General features: G+C 67.4%; 10 protein-coding genes. 1 reads left to right on the plus strand and 9 read right to left on the minus strand.

Going from position 1 to position 23,315, the window contains the following annotated elements:
• Positions 1 to 900, plus strand: coding sequence for an acyl-CoA thioesterase (locus FHS75_RS07975; protein ID WP_179407147.1), 900 nt, complete (start codon positions 1 to 3; stop codon positions 898 to 900).
• Positions 901 to 930: 30 nt separating this feature from the next.
• Here the strand turns inward: FHS75_RS07975 and FHS75_RS07980 are convergent, their stop codons facing one another.
• From FHS75_RS07980 to FHS75_RS17725, 9 genes are all read right to left on the minus strand, one after another.
• Complete coding sequence (locus FHS75_RS07980) at positions 931 to 1,908, minus strand: chemotaxis protein CheB (RefSeq protein ID WP_179407148.1); 978 nt, start codon at positions 1,906 to 1,908, stop codon at positions 931 to 933.
• Entirely contained in the window at positions 1,905 to 6,305 is a 4,401-nt protein-coding gene (locus tag FHS75_RS07985; protein ID WP_229735512.1) for a chemotaxis protein CheB, read from the minus strand. Before FHS75_RS07985 ends, FHS75_RS07980 begins: the two co-directional genes overlap by 4 nt.
• A gap of 150 nt (positions 6,306 to 6,455) precedes the next feature.
• Entirely contained in the window at positions 6,456 to 8,900 is a 2,445-nt protein-coding gene (gene treY, locus FHS75_RS07990) for a malto-oligosyltrehalose synthase (protein WP_179407149.1), read from the minus strand.
• Positions 8,897 to 10,897, minus strand: coding sequence for a 4-alpha-glucanotransferase (gene malQ, locus FHS75_RS07995; RefSeq protein WP_179407150.1), 2,001 nt, complete (start codon positions 10,895 to 10,897; stop codon positions 8,897 to 8,899). Before malQ ends, treY begins: the two co-directional genes overlap by 4 nt.
• Positions 10,894 to 12,606, minus strand: a complete 1,713-nt coding sequence (treZ, locus tag FHS75_RS08000; protein WP_179407151.1) for a malto-oligosyltrehalose trehalohydrolase — start codon at positions 12,604 to 12,606, stop codon at positions 10,894 to 10,896. The genes malQ and treZ overlap by 4 nt, the downstream gene beginning before the upstream one ends.
• Positions 12,603 to 14,705, minus strand: a complete 2,103-nt coding sequence (glgX, locus tag FHS75_RS08005; protein WP_179407152.1) for a glycogen debranching protein GlgX — start codon at positions 14,703 to 14,705, stop codon at positions 12,603 to 12,605. The genes treZ and glgX overlap by 4 nt, the downstream gene beginning before the upstream one ends.
• 4 nt (positions 14,706 to 14,709) lie before the next feature.
• A complete protein-coding gene (glgB, locus tag FHS75_RS08010) occupies positions 14,710 to 16,899 on the minus strand; it encodes a 1,4-alpha-glucan branching protein GlgB (RefSeq protein WP_179407153.1) in 2,190 nt (729 codons plus the stop codon).
• Entirely contained in the window at positions 16,896 to 20,132 is a 3,237-nt protein-coding gene (treS, locus tag FHS75_RS08015; RefSeq protein ID WP_179407154.1) for a maltose alpha-D-glucosyltransferase, read from the minus strand. Before treS ends, glgB begins: the two co-directional genes overlap by 4 nt.
• Entirely contained in the window at positions 20,129 to 23,251 is a 3,123-nt protein-coding gene (locus FHS75_RS17725) for an alpha-1,4-glucan--maltose-1-phosphate maltosyltransferase (RefSeq protein ID WP_218845161.1), read from the minus strand. The genes treS and FHS75_RS17725 overlap by 4 nt, the downstream gene beginning before the upstream one ends.
• Positions 23,252 to 23,315: the final 64 nt, after the last annotated feature.

Genomic DNA, 23,315 nt, shown 5'->3' on the forward strand with positions numbered 1-23,315 from the left:
ATGCGCCGTTTCGACCAGCGAATATTCGATCGCAGGTGGGAACTCGACATCGTCGACCTGCTCGCGCTGGAGGACGTCGGGCAGGATCGCTTCGTCGCGCCGCGCAACCAGCCCAATGCCTACGGCACGCTCTACGGCGGGCAGATCGCGGCGCAGGCGCTGACCGCGGCCGACCGCACGGTGCCTGAGGGCCGCAAGGTCCATTCGCTGCATTCCTACTTCCTGCGCGCCGGCGACAACGACAAGCGCGTCGATTACGACGTCGAGCGCACGCGCGACGGCGGGCGCTTCTCGACGCGGCGGGTCACCGCCTCGCAGCAAGGTCGCATCATCTTCTCGATGGAGTGCTCGTACCGGTCGGGCACGCACGGCTTCTCGCATTTCCGGGAGCAGCACGCGACGCAGTCCGCCGAGGACGCGCTTGCCCCCGAGGACATCCGCGCGATGGTGAGCGAGGAACACGCCTCGTTCCTCGGCCTGTTCGCGGGCAACTACCCGGTCGAACTGCGGCTGCCCGGCACCGCCGGCTATTTCGAGACCGCGCCCGAGGCGAAGCGCCACTACTGGCTGCGCGCGCCGGGCGCAGGCCGCGTCTCCGATCCTGCCGTCCACCGCCAGATATTCACTTTCCTGAGCGATTTCATGCTGGTGGGCGTGCCGCTCGTCCCGCACACGGTGGCGCTGCCGGGACCGCACCTGTTCGTCGCCAGCCTCGACCACAACGTCTGGTTCCACCGCGATATTCGCTGCGACGAATGGCTGCTGTTCGAGACCGAAGGACCCAACGCGCACGAGGGCGTCAATCTCGCTCAAGGCCATGTCTACGACACCAAGGGCGTGCTCGTCGCCACTGTCGCGCAGGAGGCGCTGCAGATCCCGCAGGATGGCGATCAGGAATAGGCGGCAAGCCCGAGTGACCCGCGGGCGCGCTCAGGCGGCGTCGGAGTTTCGCGTCAGTAGCATCTGCTCGATCGTCTCGGCGTCCTGCGAATAGCCTTCGGCCCGGTCGAGCAGGCGATCGGTCGTGCTGCCGCCGCGTTCGGCGAGCCGGCGGAGCATTTCGGTTTTCTCGCGCAGCGACCGGAGGCTGTCGTACAGGCTGCGCTCGAGCATTTCCTCCTGGCGTTTGTCGAGCGACGCGGCAGTGTAGGCATGCCCCGTGTGGCAGCGGAACCGGGTCATGGGTCCGTCGCTGATTTCCCAGAGGACTCCATTGCAGTCGGGACAATTGAACGGGGACAGCTCGCCCAGCTTGTTTTCGTTCGCCATGCTGGCCTTCTCCAATCCGGCGATCATCATTTCCAGCTTGATCTTTTCGTCCGCGGCTATGTCCTTGCCGGCGGGTTCGCCGCTGATGCGGCCGACGAGCTTACCGAGTTCGGATGCCGAAGCGATTGCGCGCGGTTCCCCGACCGCGCTGATCGCCGCTCGCGGCATGGCCGGGGAGAGGGCGTCGGCAGGGTCCTGAACCAGCACGATGCCGCCGCTCGCCTCGATCGCGCGAGCACCCGAGGCGCCGTCGTCGAGATAGCCCGAAAGGACCACCCCGCAGACGCGACCCATGCCAAACACCGCAAGCGACCGGAACAGCGGGTCGATCGCCGGGCGGAAGTTGTTTTCGCGCGGGCCACGTTTCAGATGGAGATGCCCGTGGCCGACCATCATGTGGCAGTCAGGCGGGGCAAGGTAGATGCAAGACGACCGGATCGGTTCACCATCCCCGGGTTCGCACACCTCGAACGAGGTTGCCTTGTCGACGATTTCGGCAAGGTGGCTCGTCTCGACCGATCGGTGCAGGACGACGAACAAGCTGCACGGAGCGGATGGCTGGAACGCGTCCAGAAACGAAATCAGTGCAGGCAACGCGCCCGCGCTTCCCGCGATGCCGATGAGGTCGCGCCGCTTCATTCCTTGCCCGCGACTTCTTCGCCGAGGGCGATCGCCCGCGCCGAGTGCGCCAGGAGCGTTGCGGGCGAAACCGGCTTGGCGAGGAAGTCGAACGACGCGATGCCCTGCTCTATGATGAGGTTCGATCCGTAGCCCGACACGATGATGACAGGCACGTCCCGCTCGGCGAGTTTCATCGCCAGCGGAGTGACCGGATCGCCATCGATGTTGTAGTCGAGCACGGCCAGCGCGATGTCTTGGTTGTCGATGCCTTCCAGCGCATCCTTCAGCGAATGGAACGGGCCGACGATCTCGGCTCCCATGCTCGACAGTGCCTGGGCGGTCTGCTCCGCCACCAGCCATTCGTCGTCCAGCACCAGCACCTTGCGTCCCCGGATCGTCGTCAGGTCGGTGGAGCCGGGCAGCGAAGCGGACCGTGGCTGCGCTTCGGCCAGGATCGACATTTTCTCCAGCGGGAAGGAGCACGTCACGACAAGGCCTTCGGGACGGAAATCGATCGTGGTCTCGGCCCGGAGCTGGCTCTTCATGATCCGCTCGATCACCGTGGACCCGAAGCCCCGGTGCTTCGGTCTCCTGACTGCGGGACCGTCCGACTCCTGCCAGACGAGGTCGAGGTGTTCGCCGTCGCCGGTTTCGCGAACCGACCATTCGACCAGCAGCTTGCCTTCGGGAACCGACAGCGAGCCGTACTTGATGGCATTGGTGGTCAGTTCGTGGAGCGCCATGGCGAGCGACTGGGCCGCGCTGGGAGCGATGGCGATCTCCGGCCCCCGGGTCTCCACTCTTTCGGGGTTCGGCGCGTGCGCCAGTTCGTCCTCGATCAGCACCGAGAGTTTCGCGCCCCGCCAGCGGTGCTCTGCCAGCAGGCTGTGCGTGCGCGCCATCGACCTGAGCCGCTGTTCGAAGTTCGAGGTGAAGGTGGCCAGGTCCGGCGCATCGCGGCTGGTGATCGCGGCGATCGACACGATGATGGCCAGCACGTTCTTCACGCGATGGTCGAGTTCGCGCATCATGAAGCGGGAATGCTCCTCGGCTTCCTTGCGCGCGGTGATGTCGGCGTTGATCCCGATCACGCGGACCCGGTCTTCGCCTTCGACGCGTTCGGCCTGACCGATCAGCCAGATGATGCTTCCGTCCGCACGGCGCAGGCGGAATTCCTGTTCGAAAGGTTCGCCCCGCTCGGCCGTGGCGGCAAGCGCCCGGTCGACCCGGTCGAAGTCCTCGCTGACGACCATGCCCATGAAATCGTCCACTTTCGGACGCCGCTTCGGCCCGACGCCCATGAGTTCGCGCAGGCGCTCGTCCCAGTAGACTTCCTTTGTCGCCGGATCGTATTGCCATATGCCCATGCCCGCCGTCTTCATCGCCAGCGAGAGCATCAGGCGGTCGCGGGCAAGGCTCGCCTCGCGTTCGATCTGCCGGATCGTGGCTGCGGCCGTACTGGCGGCGGCCTGCACGATGGCGACGTCCTCGGCGGCGAAATGGTTCGCATCGCGATCATGCACGCCGATCACGCCCCACGGCTTGCCGCCCACCTCGACAAGGCAGCTGATGCCCGAAAGCACCTTGTGCTCGATCAGCAGCGAAGGGGCCTCGAACCGCTTTTCCTCGCGGAAGTCGCTCACCAGCACCGGCGATTCCGATTTCAGCGTATAGCCTCCCTGGCTCTTGACGCCGGTCGGCACGGTCCATTTCGCCAGCGACTGCGCCTTCCAGCCGGCACCCGCGACAAGGCTGAAGGCTTCGTCGTCGCTTTCGAACTTCAGGACCTTGGCGTAATCGCAGTCGAGCGAGACCCGCAGCGTGGCGCAAAGCTCGTTCAGGAAACCGGGAAGGTCGCGCGCGCCAAGCGCCTTCTGGCTGATTTCGGCGGTCAGCCGCTGCTGCCTCTCGCGCGAGGCGAGAAGCGCCGACATGTTGGCCTGCTGCGAGATGTCCACGTAAGTGACGACGACGCCGCTGATCCGCTCGTCCGACGTGCGATAGGGCTGGACCCGGCGGACATAGACGGTCTCGCCGGCCCTGACTTCGCGCTCGCGCGGAGACAGGTGGTTGAGCGTGGCCTTCGCGTCGTCGAGCAGGTCTGCATCCTCGACGCTGAACGCAAGGTCGGCGATCGGACGTCCGACATCGCTGTCGCGCAGTTCGACGATGCCGCGCATGGCAGGCGTGAAGCCGCTGATCCTGAGTTCGGGATCGAGGAACAGGACCGGCAGCCGCGTGGAGGTCAGCAGGTTGCGCAGGTCGTCTGTCGTTTTCTCGACCTCGGTGACCTTCTCCTCGAGCTGGTTGTTGACGGTGATCAGTTCCTCGTTGAGCGACTGTAGCTCCTCGCGGCTCGTTTCCAGTTCCTCGTTCGCGGACTGCAGTTCCTCGTTGGCCGCCATGGCTTCCTCATGGCTCGCCTTCAGTTCCTCGTTCGAGGTCTCGAGTTCCTCGACCGTGGTCTGCAGGTCCTCGCGCATGATCTCCAGTTCGCGTTCGAGCTGTTCGACGTGCGCCGAGTTGCGGTCCTCGTCGTCGCTGGCGGCGCTTGCGGGATCGGGCTCTTCCTGCTCGATGAAGGTGACGAGGTAGAGTGGCTCCTGCTCGTCCTCGATCGAGACGCATTCGATGCAGACCATCGCGTCGTCATCCGAAAGGCGAACCCGGGCGCTGCGGTGAGAAGGGCTCTCGCCCTGCGAGACCGCCCGCACCGCCTCGCGCACGCGGCTGCGCAGCGATGCAGGCACCATGTCGAACACGTTGTTCGACGGCTCGCCCGGCGGCATGGCGAGAAAGCGCCGGACGTTTCCCGAAAGGAACGCGATATCGCCGCTCGCGCGTACCGCGACCGACGGGGGCGCATATCGTTCGAGAAGCGAATTGCGAACTCGGCCCCCCAGGTCGAGCGCGCCCCTTCTCTCCCGCGGGCCGGATTTCGACGGCGCAGCGAACTGCGTCGATACGTGGCGCGCGCTCATTTGCGCCATCGACTGGCCGGGGCAGCGCCGATAAAGGTGCGACTTGGTATCGACCGGCGTGAACCGCGAATTCTGCGCTCCCGTCGTCTCCGATGTGCCGAGAAGCAGCATCCCGCCCTCGTTCAGCGCGAAATGGAAGGTTTCCAGAAGCCGGTTCTGGTGCTTGCTGTCGAGATAGATCAGCAGGTTGCGGCAACTGACCATGTCGAGCTTGGAAAAGGGCGGGTCGGTCAGCACGTCCTGGTGGGCGAAGACGACCCTTTCCCGCAGCTCCTTGTTGACCCGCCATCCCGTCGCCTCGCGTATGAAGTACTTCTTGAGCCGCTCGCTGCCGACGTCGTCCGCGATGCTTTCCGGGTACTGCGCCTCGCGCCCCCGTGCGACGGCATCGGTGTCGAGGTCCGTGGCGAAGATCTGCCAAGGCGTGGGACCGGGAATCTGTCGTGCCGCCTCTTCGAGCAGGATGGCGAGTGTATAGGCTTCCTCACCGCTGGAGCAGGCCGGAACCCAGACGCGCAGGGTGCGGTCCTCGCTTGCCGACCGGACGAGGAGCGGCTGGATGACTTTCTCGGCGACTTGCTCCCAGACCGCCGGGTCGCGGAAGAAGCAGGTCACGTTGATCAGCAGGTCTTCGAACAGGCGGCGCAGCTCGTCCTCGTTCGAACGTACGTGCGTGGTGTATGCGCCAAGGTCGTCGAAACGCAGCAGGTTCATGCGGCGCCGGATGCGCCGTCTGAGCGTGCCGAACTTGTAGGCGGCGAAATCCTGCCCGGTGCGCGCCTTGATCAGCGAGAGCAGGCCGCCGATCTCTCGGCGGGCGAACCCGTCGCCGGATACGCCTTCGCCGATGCGGTGCGACAATTCGCGGATAGTATCGACGAGCGTGTCGATCGAGCCGACCTCGTCGACGACACCTGCCTCTATCGCCGAGCGCGGCATCCCGTCGTAGAGCGCGTTTTCCGGGCTCTGTACTAGCGAGACGCCGCCCGCACCCTTGATCGCGCGCAGGCCGATGGAACCGTCGTTGCCGGTACCCGACAGTACCACGCCCACTGCGCGCGGTCCGGCGCTGTCGGCAAGCGAGCGCATGAAATGGTCGATCGGCATGCGCTGCCCGCGCGGCCCGTGCGCCGGCTCGACGAAAAGGCCGTGGTCGACGATCGTCAGGTAGCGTCCGGGCGTGAGGACGTAGACGTTCCCCGAATTGATCGGCATGTCCTGCGATGCTTCCGAAACCGGAAGCGCGCACGATCTCGACAGGATGTCGGTAAGCTGGCTCTCGTGATCGGGGGCAAGGTGCAGAAGGATTACGAACGCGGCCCTGTCGTCGGCGTTCAGTTCGCTCACGAAGTTCTTCAGCGCTTCGACCCCGCCGGCGCTGGCCCCGACCGCAACGATCGGAAAATCGAGTTCCCGTTCCTTCTGGATGCCCACCTCCCATTGGCAAAGCTTACAATGCCATGACGGGGGGCATCCGCGCCAGTTCAAATGTTAAGTATTACAGGGCTTAAGCGCAGTTTACTGGCTGATCGGCCCGGTCGAACGTTCAAAAGTGTCCGCAGCGTGGGAGGAGGGCGTGCCAGACTATCGCCGGGAGATGCGCACCGAGACCGGCCCCGCATCCAAAAGCCCTGCGACGGGCTCTGCCCGCCCGCCGAAGGAAACGGTCGTGTCCCGCCACCAGTCTGCAGTGGGTGCCGGGGCGGTGCCACCGAGGAGCGCGGCACCGCAGCGAATGGCAAAGGCGCATTGCAGCTCGGCATCGTCGAGGCTGCGCGTAAAGCCCAGGACGTTGCCCGCGCGCGCGCCGCCAACCGTCGCCGGTTCGTAGCTTCCGCCGGCGAAGAGTTCCGGCCCCGCCCGCCGCAGCGTCAGCAGGTAGCGGATCAGCGCCAGCTTGGGATGTTCCGCGCGTTCCTGCGCCAGCATCGCATCGCGGACCGCGTAGTCGACCGGGCGGCGGTTGTCCGGATCGACCATCGAGAAGTCGGGAAGCTCGCACCCCTGGTAGATGTCGGGCATCCCCGGCACGGTGAAGTGCAGGCCGGTCTGGACGAGCATGTTCGCTTCGGTCGCGGCGGCGGTTTCTCCCAGGAAGGCCGCAATGTCGGCCAGCAGGTCCGCCGACTGCGCCAGATCGCACAACCGCGTCGCGAAGCTGCGGCAGCGCGTTTCGTACGGCTCGTCGGGCTGCTCCCAGGAAGAGCGCAGCTTGGCTTCGCGCAGCGCCTTTTCCTGCCAGGCGGCAAGGCGCTGGCCATAGGCGGCAAGCCCGTCGCGGTCGCCGGCGGCAAGTCCGTCGGGCCATGCCCCGAACAGCATCTGGTAGAGCATGTAGCGGTCGGCCGGATCGACGTCCGGCTCGCTCGCCATCTCGTCCCAGCGCAGCACACGCTCGCGCCACACTTCAGGGATCGAGGAAAGCACCGCCAGCCGCGCGCGCACGTCCTCGCCGCGCTTGTGATCGTGAGTCGCGGTGGCGAGCATCGATCCGGGGAAGTCGCGCGCGCGCCGTTCGCAAACGCGGTGGAACCGTTCAGGCGGGCAGGCCAGGTGCGCCGCGTCGAAGCCCACGTCGGTGCGCGACAGCAGCTTGCCGTGGCGGTAGAACGCGGTGTCCTCCACTGCTTTTGCCGCGATCGGTGCGGAAAGCTGCTGGAACCGGCACACCGCATCGGCGGCGAGTGCGGCATCGCCCGGGCCCTTTCCGGCCAGCCAGTTCAGGATGGCGTCGGACACGACCTCCTCGCCGGGCGGCGTGAAAGGCGCGGCCTTGCGCCTTGCCGCCTCACGCACGTCCGAATCGCTGGCCGGCGCGTCGTCACCCGTCCCATAGGTTCGGTAGACCGGGAAGGCATCGAGCAGCCGCGATATCGCCCGGCGAAGCATTCCGTGGGTGAAGCCGCGCGTCGCGGCATCGGTGGCTGTCAGCGCACGGAACGCCGCGACGCAGGCGGTCAGCTGCGCCTCGAACGCCCAGGCGAGCATGTCGCGCCGCGCGGCAAGCTCTTCCGCCGCGAAATCGGCGGGCCGGCCTGAAAAGCGCGTCCACAGGTCGGCCAGTAAATCCTCGCCGCCCGGATCGTGCAGCAGGAGCGAGACCTCTTCCATGAAATCGTACCCGCTGGTGCCGTCGACGCCCCAGTCGGTCGGAAGCGCCTCGCCGGGGCCGAGGATCTTCTCGACGACGATGTAGGCCGGCCCTTCGGGTGCATCGGCGGGGCGCTCGCTTTCGGCAAGGCGTTCGCGCAGCTTGCGGCAATAGGCCGCGGGGTCGGTCAGGCCGTCGACGTGGTCGATGCGCACGCCGTCGATCAGCCCCTCGCGCCACAGCCGGAAGTAGAGCGCGTGGGTTTCCTCGAAGACTTGCGGGTCCTCGACGCGCAGGCCCGCCAGTTCGTTGATCGTGAAGAAGCGTCGCCAGTTCAGCTCGTCGTTCGCGGTGCGCCACCAGCCCAGCCGGTAGTGCTGCTGGGCGAGCAGTTCGTGGAGGCCCTTGCGGTGTTCCGGGGAGGGCAGGCGGCTTCCCGGCGCGAGCGGCAGGCGATGTTCGCCGTAGACGACCAGCGCCGGGTCCGCGCCCGCGCGGTCCACGAAGACCTGCCCTTGTGCGATCACCTCATCCAGCGGCGCGCCGAGGATCGGCAGCAGCACTTTCTCGCGCCAGTCGATATCGAAGAACCGCGCGTGGCGACTGCCCTGTCCGAGGCGCAGGACATCGTTCCACCAGGCATTCTCGCCGCCCGCCACGCCCATGTGATTGGGCACGATATCGATGACGAGGCCCATCCCGTGCCGCCGCAGCGCGCCGACCAGCGATCGCAGTCCGTCCTCCCCGCCCAATTCGGGATTGACGCGCGTCGGGTCGACGACGTCGTAGCCGTGCATCGATCCGCTGGCCGCCGTGGTGATCGGCGAGGCGTAGACGTGGCTCACGCCCAGCCCGTCGAGGTAGGGGACGAGCGCCTCGGCACGCTCGAAGGGGAAATCGCGATTGAACTGGAAACGGTAGGTTGCGCGCGGGGTCATGGGCGGGCCTTGTTCACCTTTGCGATCCTTGCGGCAATCCGTTCGTCGGCGAGCAGGTCTTGTGTCGGGGCGGGCATGCGTCGCTGCCAGTTGGGATGCTCGTCGATCGTACCGGGAAGGTTGGGCTGCTCGACAAGGCCGAAGAGGTCCTCGGCAGGGAAGATGGCAAGCTGGCATGGCGTTTTCGCGACGTGCGAGACCACGGCATCGACGACCGGCGCGGTGTCGTCGGGAGCGGGCGGGTCGCCGTTCGCCGAACCCGATGCCTCCAGCGCGTTCCAGAGGCGCGCACGCTCCGCCCCGCGCCCCTCGCGCTCGGCACCCTCGCTGTCGGCCTTTGAGCCACGACCCAGCTGCCAGGTCCAGTCGATGTCGCGGCCCGACCACCAGCCCGCGACGGTCGGCAGGTCGTGCGTGCCGCTCATCGCCACCGCCTGCGCCTGCCAGCGGGAGGGCGCAGTGTACCCCCCGTCCGGGCCGCGCTCAAACCACAGGACGCGCATGCCGTAGACCTGTCGCGCCTCGAGCTGCGGGCGCAGTCCTTCGGGCACGGTGCCCAGATCCTCGCCGATGACGACAGCGCGCCCGCGATGCGATTCGATGGCGAGAACGCGCAGCATGTCCGCCAGCGGGAAGGTGAGGTAGGCGCCCTCGGAAGAGGGCTGGCCGTGGGGGACGACCCACAGGCGGCGCAGTCCGAGCGCGTGGTCTATGCGGATGCCACCCGCGCTTTCCAGTCCCGCCCGCAGCGTGGCGATGAAGCCTTCGAAACCGGTGCGCAGGAGCGCGGCGGGCGCGAACCCGGTGATACCCCAGTCCTGCCCGTCAGGACCGAGCAGGTCGGGCGGTGCGCCGATCGAGAGCCCGCTCAGCAGATCGTCGGGGCGGCTCCAGGCGTGGCTGCCGCCCGCGTCCATCCCGACGGCAAGGTCGGAGACGAGTCCGATCGCCATCCCGGCCCTGCGCGCGCTGCCTTGCGCTGCTGCAAGGCTTTCGCGCGCCAGCCATTGCGCGAAGGCGAAGAAGTCCACCTCGGCGCGATGCTCGCGCGCAAAACCGGCGACCGCCGGGCCTGCCGGATCGTGAAAGCGTGCAGGCCAGTCCCGCCACCCCCGCGCGCCGCTGTCGAAAAAGTGCGCATGAAGAGCATCGAAGGTCGCGTGCCGCTCGAGGTCGTCTCCAGCGCCCTCTCGCCAGTCCCGGACGCGCTCGCGAATATCGGCGGGGCAAGCGTCCCATGCCTTGCGCAGGGCAGCGAGGCGGGCGGGGATGGCGGCGTGCCAATCGACGAGGTCGCCAGATCCGCCCTCCTGCGGAAGCTGGCCGACAAGCGAGAGATCGCCGAACAGGACGTTGAGGAACAGGCGGCTCGACGGCGCATACGGGCTGTAACGGCTGGCGTCGGCCGGGAAAAGCGCATGGGTCGGACTGATCGCCAGCGCGTCCGCGCCCGCCTTCGCGAAGGCCCCGGCAGAAGCCGCCAGCGTTCCGAAATCGCCGAAAGGCCGCTCGTCGGAGGTCCGCAGCGACGGGACCTGTACTGCAGCACCCCACGGGCGCTCGCGAGGCGTCGCGTCGCCCACTCCGAAGCAGCGCGGCGGTGCCACGGCCAGCGTGAACGTGCGGTCGCCGAGATGGAGCCGGTGATAGCCGGCCTCGTCGACGCCGGGCGCGAGCATCCCGCCGTCGCAAGGTTCGAGCGCGATTTCGCGCTCCTCTCCGCTTGCGAGAACGAGCAGGGCCGTGTCGCCGGCAGCCCGGTCGACGGGTAGCACGCAGGCGCAGCCGGCATCGGCAGAGAGAAAGCTGCATTCCCCGGCCTCGACGCGCGCGGCATCGAGGCTCTGCGCGATCTGTGCGTCGGTCTCGGCGGGCAGGCCGAGCGCGCCGAGCACGCGGCGCAGCGCCTCGTCGGAAACGGTTTGCGGCCTGCTCGCCGCATCCTCCCAGTCGATCTGCAGGCCGGCGCTGCGGGCAAGGTCGTGCAGCGCGCTCAAGCCGCGATCTCCGCGCGGAAAGCGGCCGGTTCGCCCGGTTCGCCCAGCGCGAAGACAGTCTCGCCGACCGGTTCGGGGAATTGCACCGGTTCATCGCCGAGGTTGAGCGCAATCGACAGGACCGCGCCGTCGTCCATCCGCCACCGCGCCGCCACCGCCTTGTCGCCGAGCACTTCGGCACCTTCGCCGCACGCGCCTGCGAGGCGCGGGACGACGTGCTCGAACCGAAGGCGCAGCAGGTCTCGGTAAGGCTCCAGCCAGTCGCCTGCATCGGGACCGGGAGCGGCGACCGAGTCCGCAAAGGTCCGCGTCGCGTTGGGATCGGGAATCTTTTCGCGCGCCGCCGGGTCCGAGAACGCGGCGAACCTTGCGAATTCGCGCCGCCGTCCGTTGCGCACGGCCTCGGCGAGTTCGTCGTGGAAGTCGGTGAAGAACAGGAAGGGCGAGCGACTGCCGGTCTCGTCCCCCATGAAGATCAGCGGGATCTGCGGAGCAAGCAGCAGCAGCGCGGTCGCGGCGCGCAGGCGCTCGTTCCCGGTCAGCAGCGTCAGGCGCTCGCCGAAAGCGCGGTTGCCGATCTGGTCGTGGTTCTGGAGAAACGAGACGAAGCGGGTCGCGGGCAGGTGGCTGCTCGGCTTGCCGCGCGCATGGTCCGCGCCGGGCGGAGTTTCTCCCTGGTAGATGAAGCCGTCCGACAGGCAGCGCGCCAGTCGCTCGGTCGCGTCGTCGGCGAAGCCTTCGTAGTATCCCTCGCGCTCGCCGGTCAGCAGGACGTGAAGCACGTTGTGAAAGTCGTCGTTCCATTGCGCGTCGTACGCATCGGGGGCTAGCAGGTCTGCGTCGTTCTTCTCGTTCTCGAGCACGAGGTGGACGTGCCGGCCGGGCAGCGCCTCGCGGATTTCGGCGGCCATCGCGGACAGGAAGCCGTCGTCGGCAATCGCGTGAACGGCATCGAAGCGCAGCCCGTCGAACCGGTATTCGCCCAGCCACATCAGCGCATTGTCGATGAAGAAGCGCCGCACCGGCTCCTGCGAAACCGCGACCGCGCCGCCCCAGGGCGTATCGGCATCGCGATCGAAGAAGTCCGACGCATAGGTGCCGAGGTAATTCCCGTCCGGCCCGAAGTGGTTGTAGACGACGTCGAGGAACATCGAGAGGCCAAGCGCGTGCGCATGGTCGATCAGGGCCTTGAGGTCGTCGGGCGTGCCGTAGGGTTCGGCCAGGGCATAAGGCAGCACGCCGTCGTAGCCCCAGTTGCGAGTGCCCGAAAATGCCGCGACGGGCATGAGCTCGATGGCGGTGATCCCGATCTCGGCAAGTTCGGGAAGCTTGTTCGCCAGCCCCGCGCAGCCGCCCATCGTGCCGAGGTGCACTTCCTGGATCACCGTCTCTTCCCACGGGCGGCCCGTCCAGTCGCCGGTGCGCCAGCTATACGCGGCGGGGTCGGTCACAATGCTCCAGCCGTGCACGCCGCCCAACTGCGCGCGGGAAGCCGGATCGGGCACAGACAGACCGTCGGGCAGGCGAAAGCGGTAGCGGGTGCCGGGGCGCGCTTCGGCACTGGCCTCGAACCAGCCGCCCTCCGTTCGTGCCATCGGAACGTCCGCCGCGCCGTCGATCTCGAGCGTCATGCCCTCGTGGTCGGGCGCCCAGAGGCGGAAGCGGGCGCGCGCGCCGGGCAGGATGTCCGTCCCCCAGCGCGCGCTCATCCGAGCCGCCCGTACCCGACGATGATCATGGCCGCGCGATCGGGTACCTCGATGCTGTCGCCAATGGGGCGTTCCGGCGCCCGCGGATCGGAGCTGTCGACGATGAGATGGCGTTCGAGGTCGGGCGGCGGCATCCGGAATGTCAGCGATGTGTGCGATGCATTCATCACCAGCAGCACCGATTGCAGCGTGCCGTCGTCCATCCGGCGCACCCGGCGCATCATCAGCGCGCGGCCCTCGGCATTGTGCCAGTCGGCTTCGCTCAGGTTGACGCCGCGCTCGTCGAACCAGTCGATGTCGAGCACGCCGGGAGCGACTTCCTCCTGGCCGTGGAGGAAGCTGTTGGCGCGCATCAGCGGGAACTTGCGCCGCGTTTCGGCGAGGCGGCGCACGAAATCGATGAGGGCCTGCCCGCGCTCGCTGCGTTCGAGCGACCAGTCGAACCAGCTGATCTGGTTGTCCTGGCAATAGGCGTTGTTGTTGCCGCGCTGGGTACGACCGAACTCGTCGCCGCCCAGCAGCATCGGCGTGCCGAGCGAGGCGAAAAGCGTGGTCAGCATCGACCGCACGACACGGTCGCGGCATGCTTCGATGCCTTGGTCGTCGGTCGGCCCTTCCGCGCCCCAGTTGCGCGAATAGTTCTCGGAATGACCGTCGCGATTGTCCTCGCCGTTCGCCTCGTTGTGCTTGCCTTCGTAGGAGACGACGTCGCGCAGCGGCTGGCCATCGTGCGCGGTGACGAAGTTGATGCCCGCCCAGGTGCGGCGCGCGCGGTGATCGAACAGGTCGGCGGAACCGGCGATGCGGTTGGCGAACTCGGGCCGCATCCCCGAATCCCCGCGCCAGAACCGGCGGGTGGCGTCGCGGAACTTGTCGTTCCACTCGGCAAAGCCGGGCGGGTGATTGCCCAGCTGGTAGCCGCCTGGGCCGATGTCCCACGGCTCGGAAATGAGCTTGAGCTGGTTGAGCACCGGGTCCTGCCGCAGGACATCGAAGAAGCCCGCGCGCGGCGTGAAGCCGTTGTTGCCGTCGCGTCCCAGCGTCACGCCGAGGTCGAAGCGGAACCCGTCGACGTGATAGCTTTCCGCCCAGTAGCGCAGCGAATCCGCCACCATCTGCAGGACGCGCGGATGGCTGAGGTCGAGGGTGTTTCCCGTCCCCGTGTCGTTCACGCAATAGCGCGGATCGTCCTCGACCAGCCGGTAGTAGGTCGCGTTGTCCAGCCCCCGGAAATTGAAGGTGGGGCCAAGCTCGCTGCCCTCGGCGGTGTGGTTGTAGACGACATCGAGGATCACCTCGATCCCTGCGGCATGGAGGCGGCGGATGGCGATGCGCAGTTCGTCGCAATGCTCGGTCGCCATGTAGCGCCGCTCGGGCGCGAAGAAGGCGAGCGTGTTGTACCCCCAGTAATTGACGAGACCCGCTTCCTGCAGCCGCCGGTCCTGCACGAACTCGTGGATCGGCAGCAGTTCCAGCGTGGTCACGCCGATCCGTTTCAGGTGGTCGATCACGCGGGGATGGGACAGCGCCGCGAAAGTGCCGCGCTCCATCTCGGGCACCTCGTCCATCAGCCTGGTCAGGCCCTTGGCGTGCGCCTCGTAGATCACCGTGTCGCTCCACGGCACCTGCGGGCGCACGTCGCCGGTCCAGTCGAAGCCGCTGGCGGTGACGACGGCCTTGGGCATCGCGGCGGCGCTGTCGCGGCGGTCGAAGGTCAGGTCCTTGCGCTTCGACCGCACGCGGTAGGAATGGAGCGCGTCGGTCCACCTGACCCCGCCGTGCAGGCCCTTGGCATAGGGATCGAGCAGCAGCTTGTTGGGGTTGAAGCGATGGCCTTCCTCCGGCTCCCACCTCCCGTGCGCGCGAAAGCCGTAGAGCAGCCCCGGCGTCGCGCCCGGCAAATAGCCGTGCCAGACCTCGTCGGTCCACTCTGGCAGTTCGTAGCAGGCAACCTGCTTGCGGCCCTTGGGATCGAACAGGCACAGGTCGATACGGTCGGCATTGGCCGAAAATACCGCGAAATTGACGCCGAGCCCGTCGAACGTCGCGCCGAGGGGGTAGGGGGAACCGGGCTCGAGCCGGTCGGGAAAGCCGTTCAAGCGATCAGGCTCCTTCGTGCCGCAGGATCACCGCGCCGAGCGGCGGCAGCGTGACGGCGGCGGACTGGTCCTGTCCGTGCAGGCCGTGTCCGTCGGCGTGGACAGAGCCGCCGTTGCCGGTGTTCGATCCGCCGTAGCCTTCGGCGTCGGAATTCAGTACCTCGGTCCAGCGTCCGTGGCCGGGAAGGCCGATGCAATAACCCTCGCGCGGTTCGGGCGTCATGTTGAACGCCGCGACGACCGGCGCGCCGCCGCCGTACCTGGCGAAGGCGAATACGCTGTTGTCGGCATCGTCCCCGACGAGCCACTGGAAGCCGCCCGGCTCGGTATCGCGTTCGTGCAGCGAGGGTTCGGCCCTGTAGAGGCGGTTGAGATCGCGCAGCAGCTTCTGGACGGCGGCGTGCTCGGGCTGGTCTAGCAGATGCCAGGGCAACGCCTCGTCGTGGTTCCATTCGGGCTCCATGCCCAGTTCGCAGCCCATGAAGAGCAGCTTCTTGCCGGGATGCGTCCACATGAAGGCAAGATACGCGCGCAGGTTCGCGAACTTGCGCCATCGGTCGCCGGGCATCTTGTTCCACAGCGATCCCTTGCCGTGCACGACCTCGTCGTGGCTGATCGGCAGGACGTACTTCTCCGAATAGGCGTAGACCATCGGAAAGGTCAGCTCGCCGTGGTGCCAGCGGCGGTGGACCGGATCGCGCTCGATGTACTGCAGAGTATCGTGCATCCAGCCCATGTTCCACTTGTAGTCGAAGCCGAGACCCCCGTCCGGGACCGGAGCGGTGACGCCCGGCCACGCGGTCGATTCCTCTGCGATGGTCATCGCACCGGGGCAGCGCTCGCCGACCACGGCGTTGAGGTGCTTGAGGAATGCGACCGATTCGAGGTTCTCGCGCCCGCCGTGGACGTTTGGCACCCACTGTCCGGCCTCGCGGCTGTAGTCGCGGTAGAGCATCGAGGCGACGGCATCGACGCGCAGGCCGTCGATGTGGAAGGTTTCCAGCCACCACATCGCCGAGGCGAGGAGGAAGCCCGAAACCTCGTTGCGCCCGAGGTTGTAGATGAGGGTGTTCCAGTCCTGGTGGAAACCCTCGCGCGGGTCCGAATGCTCGTAGAGGTGCGTCCCGTCGAAGTGGGCGAGGCCGTGCGCGTCCGTGGGAAAGTGCGCCGGCACCCAGTCGAGGATCACGCCGATCCCGGCACGGTGCGCGGCGTCGACGAAGGCGGCGAAGTCCTCCGGTTTGCCGAAGCGGGCGGACGGCGCGAACTGCGACAGCGGCTGGTAGCCCCACGACCCGCCGAAGGGATGCTCCATGATCGGCAGCAACTCGACGTGGGTGAACCCCATGTCGGCGACATATGGCAGGAGCCTGTCCGACAGGCCGCGCCAGTCGAGCGCGCGGTCTCCTTCGCCCTCGGGCTTCATCCACGAGCCTGCGTGGACCTCGTAGATCGAGATGGGAGCGCCCGTGCCGTGACGGCGGGCCCGCTCCTCCATCCAGTCGCTGTCGGTCCATGCGTAACGCGCCTTCGCGGCGACGACCGAGCCGGTCGCGGGCGGTGCCTCGGTCTGGCGGGCGAGCGGATCGGCCTTCTGCACGATGCCGCCGTCCGCGCCCGCGACTTCGAACTTGTAGCGTGCGCCGGGACCGATGCGCGGCAGGAACAGCTCCCAGACGCCGGCCGAATGGCGCAGCCGCATCGGGTGGCGGCGGCCGTCCCACTGGTTGAAATCGCCGACAACCGAAACTCGCCGGGCATTGGGCGCCCAGACCGAGAATGCGGTTCCCTCGACTCCGTCGATGCTGGTCGGCTGCGCGCCGAATGCGTTGCCGAGTTCGAAATGCCGGCCTTCGGAAAACAGGTGCAGGTCGAAGTCCGACAGGACGACGCCGAAGGCGTAGGGATCCTCGGTCTCCTGAACCGTTCCGCCCGGCCACGTGATCTTCAGGCGATAGGGCTCGTCCCTGCCGAGCCTTCCGGAGAACAGCCCGTGCGCCACTTCCTCGAGCATGCCGAGAGGCTTGCCGCCCTTGCGGGCGATGGCCTCCACTGCTTCGGCCCCCGGCTGGAACGTGCGCACGAGGACGGCGTCGCCCTCTCGGTGCGGGCCGAGGAGCGCGAACGGATCGTCGAGGCGGCCTTCGAGCACCGCCGAAGCGGCGAGGCCGAGCGTGTTGTCGTGGGCGGTCATGCGGAATCTCCGTCGATGAGGTCCCGTGCGGCGCGGGCAAGGCCGGCAACCGGCACACCGATCCAGTCGGGCCGGTTCGCCGCTTCGTAGGACACTTCGTAGGCGGCCTTCTCGATGATGAAGAGGCCGAGGATGGGGTCGGGTTCGTCGTCGCCGAAATAGCCCTTGAGGAAGGCGGTGATCGCGCTCCTGCGGAACAGGGTCGCGCGCTCGTCGGCACGGGTTTCCCACGTTTCGGCACCCGCGGGGCGCTGTTCCTCGGCGACGGCGGCGGCATAGTCGAAGCTGCGCACCATGCCCGCGATGTCGCGCGCGGGCAGGTCCTTGGCCCGGCGTTCGGCAAGCGGGCGCGTCGGCTCGCCCTCGAAATCGATGATCATCACGTCGTTGCCGGTGACGAGCACCTGGCCGAGGTGGAGGTCGCCGTGGATGCGCGTGCGGGCCTTGCCCTGCGCTGCCCCGGCGGCCTTGCGAATGCGTGCTTCGATCGCGGAACGGTTGTCCGAAAGGAACGCGGCGTCGGCGGCGATCCCTTCTTCCAGTTTCGTGCTCGCAAGGCGGGAGAGTGCCCGGTCGAACTCGCCGACGATCCGCTCGCCCAGCGCCTTCGCCTCCTCGGCGGAAACCGCCTCGGGCGCGAAATCCGCGTTGTCGGTGGGTCGCGCCAGGATGCCGTGCATTGCGGCGAGCTTGCGCCCGAGGTTCTCGGCGAAGTTCTCGTAGTTCGAGAAGGTGAAGTCGGTCTCGGTCGAGAGCCGCTCGAGCGCGCCGAGCGTCCACTGCCAGCCGTCGCCCTGGTTGTAGACAAAGGCCTGCGCGATCATCAGCGTCGTCTCGTCCGCGCCATCGGTGCGCACGACGGTGCCGAGCACGGGCGGCACGTTGGCGAAGCCGTTGTTGGCAAGGTAGCCCGCCATCTCGGCATCGGGATGGACGCCCGGCGCGACCTTGCGCAGCAGCTTCAGCACCGCCTTGCGACCAAGGATCATCGTGCTGTTCGACTGTTCGGCCGCGATCCACTCGGGTTCGGCATCGGCTTCGAGGTCGAAGTGCGCGGTCTTGCGGAATTCCAGAGCGCCGCCCTCGCTTTCGACGCTCGCCTCCCCGGCCATGCCCGAAAGCACCGAGCGCGCGAAGTCTGCGAGCGCGAACCCGTCGGTCAGCAGGCCGACGTAGCGCTCGCGGCGTACCCTCGCGATGGCGAGGTTCGAGGCGTAGGGACCGTGCTGGTCGCCCTCCCACGCGATGCCGAGCGGCAGCGTGTAGCAGGCCGAACCGCTTTTCGTCGCAACCTCGACTTCGCCAAGCAGCAGGTCCTTGACCGCCGGCATCGGGGTGGCGCGAACGAGCGAGACCTTCCCGATCGCCTCGTCCTTCGCGCCGAACCAGCGGCGATGCGGGATGTAGGCGGGCAGCACGTCGCGTTCGAGTACCTCGCGGTTGCCGTCCTTCGTGACGTCGAGAAGATCGGGGCGCAGAACGAAGGTATGCCGCTCGACTTCGGCGCCGGGCGCGGCGCTCGCCCAGTCGGGCGCATCGGCCTCGTCGGTCAGCTCGAACCACAGGAAGCCGTAGGGCGGCAGCGTCAGCAGGTAGGGAAGCTGGCCGACGGCGGGGAAGGCCGCGCCGCCCGATAGCTCCATCGGGATCAGTCCCTCGAATTCGTGCAGGTCGAGCTCGACCGCCTGCGCGGTCCGCGACAGGTTGGCGACGCACAGGATCGTGCTCCCCTCGTGGCGGCGGACGTAGGCGAGGATGCGGCGATTGGCGGGGCGCAGGAAATGCAGCGTGCCGCGCCCGAAGGCCTGGTACGCGCCGCGAACCGCCAACATACGCTTCACCCAGTTGAGCAGCGAGTGCCGGTCGCGCTCCTGCGCCTCGACGTTGATCGCCTCGTAGCCGTAGAGCGGGTCCTGGATCGGCGGCAGGGTGAGCGAGGCGGGATCGGCGCGGCTGAAACCGCCGTTGCGGTCGGGCGACCACTGCATCGGCGTGCGCACGCCGTCGCGGTCGCCAAGGAAGATGTTGTCGCCCATCCCCAGCTCGTCGCCGTAGTAGAGCACCGGTGTCCCCGGCATGGTGAGGAGGAGCGCGTTCATCAGCTCGATCCGCCTGCGGTCGCGCTCCATCAGCGGGGCGAGGCGGCGGCGGATGCCGAGGTTGATACGCGCCCTGCGGTCGGCGGCGTAAGTGTTCCACAAGTAGTCGCGCTCGGCGTCGGTGACCATCTCGAGCGTCAGTTCGTCGTGGTTGCGAAGGAAGATCGCCCATTGCGCATCCTCGGGGATGGCGGGCGTCTGGCGAAGGATGTCGGTGATCGGAAAGCGGTCTTCCTGCGCCACCGCCATGTACATGCGCGGCATCAGCGGGAAGTGGAACGCCATGTGGCATTCGTCGGTCCGGTCGGCGCGCTGGCCGAAATACTGCTGCGTGTCCTCGGGCCACATGTTGGCCTCGGCCAGCAGCATCTTGCCTTCGTAATGCGCGTCGAGGTCGGCGCGGATTTTCTTGAGCACCTCGTGCGTTTCCTGGAGGTTCTCGTTCGATGTGCCGTCGCGCTCGATCAGGTAGGGGATCGCGTCGAGCCGCAGCCCGTCCACGCCAGCATCGAGCCAGAAGTGCATGACCGACAGCACTTCCTCCAGCACCCTTGGGTTCTCGAAGTTGAGGTCGGGCTGGTGCGAGTAGAACCGGTGCCAGAAGTAGGCGCCCGCCTCCTCGTCCCAGGTCCAGTTCGACTTCTCGGTATCGAGGAAGATGATGCGGGTGCCCGAATAGAGCTTGTCGTCGTCCGACCACACGTAGAAGTCGCGCTCGGGCGATCCGGGGGGCGCCTTGCGCGCCGCCTGGAACCACGGGTGCTGGTCGCTGGTGTGGTTGATGACGAGTTCGGTGATGACGCGGATGCCGCGATCGTGGGCCGCCTCGATGAAGGCGCGCGCGTCCTCCATCGTGCCGTAATCGGGGCTGACCTCGCGATATTCGGCGATGTCGTAGCCGTCGTCCCGGCGCGGGCTCGGATAGAACGGCAGGAGCCAGATCGCGTTGACACCAAGGTCGGCGATATAGTCGAGCTTCTGCATCAGGCCGGCGAAATCGCCGATCCCGTCGTTGTTCGAATCGTAGAAGGACTTCACGTGGACCTGATAGATCACCGCGTCCTTGTACCACTGCGGGTCCTCGGAGCCGGTGATCGTCGCGGAGCCGGTGGCGATGGTTGCCTGTTCGTTCATGCCGGCGCCTCCCACTTGCGGCCCTCGGGGGCGATGAAGCGCCAGATGCGATAGGGCTCGTCGGGGGAAAGGCGGGTGTGCTGCCACTTGCCGGTCAGCTCGAAGCGGTTGCCGTTCGCCAGGTCCTCGACCGCGATGGATGCATCGTCGCCAAGGCCGAACTGCCACAGCGGCACCTCGTAGTCGCATTCGTGCGCATTGTGCGGGTCCATGTTGACCATCACCATGATGAGGTCCGACCCGTCGGGCGCGGGCTTGCCGTACCAGATCACGTTTTCGTTGTGCGCGGTGTAGAACCGGGTGTTGAGATGCGTCTGGAGCGCCGGATGCGCCTTTCGCAGGCGGTTGAGCATGGTCACGTCGGCGATGATGTTGCCCGGCGAATGCCAGTCGCGCACGCGAATCTCGTACTTCTCGGAATCGAGATACTCTTCCTTGCCGGGGCCGAGCGGCGCGGCGTCGCAGAGTTCGAAGCCCGAGTAGACGCCCCACAGGCCCGACAGCGTCGCCGCCAGCACCGCCCGGATGCGATGCGCCGGGCGGCCGCCCGTCTGCAGGAAGTGCGGGTTGATGTCGGGCGTGTTGACGAAGAAGTGCGGGCGGTAGAATTCCTTCGGCGCCTGGGTGGTCAGCTCGGTGATGTACTCGACCAGTTCATGCTTGCGATCGCGCCAGGTGAAATAGGTGTAGCTCTGCGAGAAGCCGACCTTGGCAAGGCGGTACATCATCGTCGGGCGGGTGAAGGCTTCGGACAGGAAGATCGCGTCGGGGTGCCGCGCGCGCACTTCGCCGATCATCCATTCCCAGAACGGCAGCGGCTTGGTGTGCGGATTGTCGACCCGGAAGGTCTTCACCCCGTGTTCGGCCCATAGAAGCACGACGTCGCGCAACGCTTCCCACAGGCCCGGAACCGCGTCCGGCCCGTAGAAATCGACGTTGACGATGTCCTGGTACTTCTTCGGCGGGTTCTCGGCGTATTTCATCGATCCGTCCGGTCGCCATGCGAACCAGCCGGGGTGTTCCTTCAGCCAAGGATGGTCGGGCGAGGCCTGGATCGCGAAATCGAGCGCGATTTCCAGCCCGTGATCGTGCGCCGCCGCGACCAGCCGCCCGAAATCCTCGAAGCTGCCGAGCTCGGGGTGAATCGCGTCGTGCCCGCCGTCCGGGCTGCCGATGGCATAGGGGCTTCCCGGATCGTCGGGTCCGGGGGTCAGCGTGTTGTTCGGCCCCTTGCGATTGGTCTTGCCGATAGGATGGATCGGCGGGAAGTAAAGCGTGTCGAACCCCATGTCGCGGATGCGAGGCAGGTGGGCGACGACGTCGTCGAAGGTGCCGTGCCGCGCCTTGTCGTCGGTCATCGAGCGGGGGAAGATCTCGTACCAGCTCGAGAAGCGCGCCTCGATCCTTTCGGCGTCGACAAGCTGCGGCTTCGAGGTGACCGAATGCGGGCGATGGTCCGCCGCCATCATCAGCTCATGCAGGTCGGCGGACAGGAGCAGGGCGGCGCTTTCCTCGCCTTCGGCCCGCGAAATCGCGGCATGGTGCTTTTGCAGCGCGGTCTTGAGCTTGCCCTTCGACCGTACTGCCGCCTCGTCGACCAGCAAAGCGCCTTCGGCATGGTCCACGGGCTGGGCGACGCCCGCGTCGAGCTTCTTGCGGAAGTCGCGTCGGAACCCGCCGAACCGGTCGAGCCAGGCCTCGACCTCGAATTCCCAGCGACCGAGGCGGTCGAGGGTGAACGCGCCGGTCCAGCGATCGTTCGGGTGCTGCGCCATGCGCATCGACGACCAGCCCTTCGCATCGACGGGGCGCCAGCGCAGCTCGGCGGCAAGCTGCTCGTGACCGTCGCCGAAGGCCACCGCCTCGACATCGATGCGGTCTCCGACGACCCGCTTTGCCGGGAAGTCCCCGCCGGAAACGAAAGGCGAGACGCTCTCGATCACGAAGCGCGGCGAGTTCTCGGCGAAAGCCTTGGCGGCGACCGGCTTGCGGCGCGCGGGCGGCATTATCGCATCGTGACGTCTCGCGGTGAAGAGGCGCACTTCGTAGGGGTCGAATTCGGGATCGCCGCCGCCTTCACCGGACAGCGGCTCCAGCGCGGCGAAGGTCGCGCCAACCTGCGAGAGGTGCGCCATGCGCGGAGCGGGCTGCGGCTCGCCCGAAAGGTTGGCGAACACGACGAGCGCATCGTCGCAGGTGCGCAGGTCCGGCCCGCCGCCGACGAGCCAGGTGCCGATAGCGCCGCCCGCTCCCGAAAGCCTGCGAATCTCGCCGTCGAAACCGCGCGATTTCTCGCCGATCTGCGCGGCCTCGCGCAGGCGACCGGCGAAAGCATCCGCGCCGCCGCCCATCTCTGCAGGCACGATCAGGCCCGAACCCAGCGCCGCGCCGACAAGGACGAGCGCCGTCTCCGCCTCGCCGCTGCGGTCGGACACCTCGCACAGGACGGGCGCGGCGTGACGCAGCTCCTCCATCTCGTCGACCAGCCATGAGGCATGTCCGTCCCACCAGGCATAGGACGATACGAGGTAGTCGATCCCCGCCTGTGCCAGCGGGCGCGCGGCACTGCGGCGATCTCCGAACGGACCGGCGATGAGCACGAAGCCCGGATCGAGATTGCGCAGGCGCGCCGCGATCCGTGCGGCCAGCATGGGATCGATGCGCTCGGCGCGGGAGAGGCGAAAGCCGCCGATGTGGCATGACTTCGCCAGCGCCTCGAGCCTGCTGCCGACGATGTCCTCCAGCGTGGCGGCGGCGTCGGCGTGGTGAAGGCGGGCCAGCGCCTCGCCGGTTGCGGGCATGGCGGTGCGCGGATCGACCGGCCCGTCCGTGCCGCTTTCACGCCGGATCGCGAAGGCCGAAGGATGTTCGTCCACTGCCGGATGGTCCAGCGGGAAGCGCGAGGCATCGATCTCCACGACCAGTCGCAGCTTCTTCTTGCGACATGCCTTGCCGATGGCTTCGAGGTCGCCGAGGCTCATGTCGAACGGGGAGAACGCGCCGCGAACCAGCAGTCCGTCGAAGCCGATGTCCGCCGCCCTTGAAACGAGGTCCTTCGCCGGGTCGGGACCGCTGGTCCGGGGGTCGAAGGACAGGAGGCGAAGTGTCGGATCGGTCAAGGGCTGCTCCTCGATGGGGGCTCGCGTTCTGTTCGGGGTATCCTCTTCCAACACATCTTGTGGG

It is taken from the genome of Novosphingobium marinum, assembly GCF_013408095.1.
Lineage (GTDB): Bacteria > Pseudomonadota > Alphaproteobacteria > Sphingomonadales > Sphingomonadaceae > Novosphingobium > Novosphingobium marinum.

Coding starts and splice junctions, on each gene's coding strand:
- treY (WP_179407149.1), bottom strand. CDS start 8,900: ATGACCCCGCGCGCAACCTACCGTTTCCAGTTCAATCGCGATTTCCCC.
- glgB (WP_179407153.1), bottom strand. CDS start 16,899: ATGACCGCCCACGACAACACGCTCGGCCTCGCCGCTTCGGCGGTGCTC.
- treS (WP_179407154.1), bottom strand. CDS start 20,132: ATGAACGAACAGGCAACCATCGCCACCGGCTCCGCGACGATCACCGGC.
- treZ (WP_179407151.1), bottom strand. CDS start 12,606: ATGAGCGCGCGCTGGGGGACGGACATCCTGCCCGGCGCGCGCGCCCGC.
- FHS75_RS07975 (WP_179407147.1), top strand. CDS start 1: ATGCGCCGTTTCGACCAGCGAATATTCGATCGCAGGTGGGAACTCGAC.
- FHS75_RS07980 (WP_179407148.1), bottom strand. CDS start 1,908: ATGAAGCGGCGCGACCTCATCGGCATCGCGGGAAGCGCGGGCGCGTTG.